Genomic DNA, 1754 nt, shown 5'->3' with positions numbered 1-1754 from the left:
ACGGGGTAGTGGCCCCTATCCACCCGCACCTATTTCAGAGCCCAGCCATAGCGCTGGGCTCTTTCATTTCCGCCGCAAGGCAAGCCAACACGCAGCTAGGCCCGTACAGCCGAAAGGCGGATGTCCGCTCATCCGTCCGCCCCGCTGCGCTCCTTTTCCAGGTGAGCGGAGTGGATCAGATGAGTGAGATTGATCTTGATGAGGCCGGCCTGCGTGATCTGGTGATGGTCAATGACGGCCAGGTTGTAACGACCTCGCTGAAGGTGGCTGAGCGTTTCGGAAAGCGGCACGACAACGTGATCAAGGCGATCCGCGGCCTCGATTGCTCGCCAGAATTTCATGCCCTCAATTTTGAGGAGATGATCGTGGATGTCGATATCGGCAAAGGTGCCAGGCGGAAATCTCCAGCGTTCCGCATAACCAGAGATGGCTTTGCGTTCTTGTGCATGGGCTTCACCGGCAAGGAGGCGGCCAAATGGAAAGAGGCTTACATCCGTGCCTTCAACTGGATGGCAGAGCAACTGTTCAAGCGCTCGATGGACTTCGCCACCCTGCGTAACGAGCTGATGGCGGAGTACCGACAAGAGAAAGGAATTGCCAGCCTGGCCGGCAAGACCCTGCGTCGATGGCAGATCAAGGCACCCGTCATCGAACAGAAGATCATCGAGGTCGAGCGCGAATGGCAGTTGCAGCTGTTTCACGCCTGATCCGCCCCGGAACCCACCCGACGAACGAAAGCCCGCCATTGAGCGGGCTTCGTCGTTTTAGAACCCCTGCGAGGGGCAGAGACTATGAAAATGCCAGAACGCCCTGAAACTTGGGCTGCGCTGCTTGCGTGGCTGTCTGCGCACTATCCGCAGCTGTACGCCGCCGGCCTGTCCTTTGTGGTCGCGCTGACCCGGGTGATCTACGGCGGTGGAACGCGGCGCCAGGCGCTGCTCGAGGCAACGCTCTGCACTCTGATCACCTTGGGCCTGATTCCTGTCCTTGAGTGGTTTGGCCTTCCGCAGAACATGGCTACTGCTGCCGGGGTGTTCACCGGCTTCCTGGGTGTGAAGAAGATCGCCGAGTTCGCTGATCGGATCGCCGACTGGAAGTTTCCGCGCCGGGGGGCTGGCGAATGAAGATCACCGCCGATCAACTCGACCGCGCTACCGGCTGCGGTGCCGCTACTGCCTCGACTTGGGTCGAGCACATCAACGGCGCCATGGCTCGGTTCGAGATCAACACGGCTGAGCGGGTGGCGATGTTCCTGGCTCAGGTCGGGCACGAAAGCCAGAGCCTCAAGCGTCTGGTCGAGAATCTGAACTACTCCGCAGAAGGCCTGCTCAAGACGTGGCCGAAGCGGTTCACGCCGGCAGAGGCAAAGCAGTACGCACGCCAGCCTGAGCGCATCGCGAACCGCGTCTACGCAAACCGGATGGGCAACGGCTCACCGGATACGGGCGATGGGTATCGATACCGGGGACGCGGCCTGATCATGATTACGGGCCACGACAACTACGCCGAAGCCGCCCGCGCCCTGGCGCTGCCACTGGTAGCGCAACCGGAACTGCTGGAGCAACGGACCTGGGCAGCTATCGCCTCGGGGTGGTGGTGGAAGTCGCGGGGTTTAAACGACCTGGCTGACCAAGGCCGATTCGAGCGGATCACTCTGAAGATCAACGGCGGCTACAACGGTGCTGAGGATCGAGTGGCGCGTCTCGAATGGGCGCGCGCAGCGCTCAAGGGGGAATGATGCTCGGGTTCACGAC

General features: G+C 61.2%; 3 protein-coding genes. All 3 read left to right on the top strand.

Features of this window, described 5'->3' with window-relative positions:
* Window positions 1-179: 179 nt before the first annotated feature.
* The 3 genes from HMPREF2581_RS10395 to HMPREF2581_RS10385 all read left to right on the top strand — a co-directional run bounded on the left by HMPREF2581_RS10395 (window position 180) and on the right by HMPREF2581_RS10385 (window position 1738).
* Window positions 180-707 (top strand): Rha family transcriptional regulator, encoded by a 528-nt coding sequence (locus HMPREF2581_RS10395; protein WP_031634620.1) that lies wholly within the window; start codon window positions 180-182, stop codon window positions 705-707.
* An 84-nt stretch (window positions 708-791) separates the two neighbouring features.
* A complete protein-coding gene (locus HMPREF2581_RS10390; RefSeq protein WP_004353177.1) occupies window positions 792-1124 on the top strand; it encodes a phage holin, lambda family in 333 nt (110 codons plus the stop codon).
* Window positions 1121-1738 (top strand): glycoside hydrolase family 19 protein, encoded by a 618-nt coding sequence (locus HMPREF2581_RS10385; RefSeq protein ID WP_033969499.1) that lies wholly within the window; start codon window positions 1121-1123, stop codon window positions 1736-1738. The genes HMPREF2581_RS10390 and HMPREF2581_RS10385 overlap by 4 nt, the downstream gene beginning before the upstream one ends.
* The last annotated feature ends 16 nt before the right edge of the window (window positions 1739-1754 follow it).

This window comes from Pseudomonas sp. HMSC057H01, assembly GCF_001836405.1.
In the GTDB taxonomy this organism is placed as follows: domain Bacteria; phylum Pseudomonadota; class Gammaproteobacteria; order Pseudomonadales; family Pseudomonadaceae; genus Pseudomonas; species Pseudomonas aeruginosa.
The sequence above is the reverse complement of the archived record's forward strand: the minus strand, read 5'-3'. Positions and strand labels throughout refer to the sequence as shown.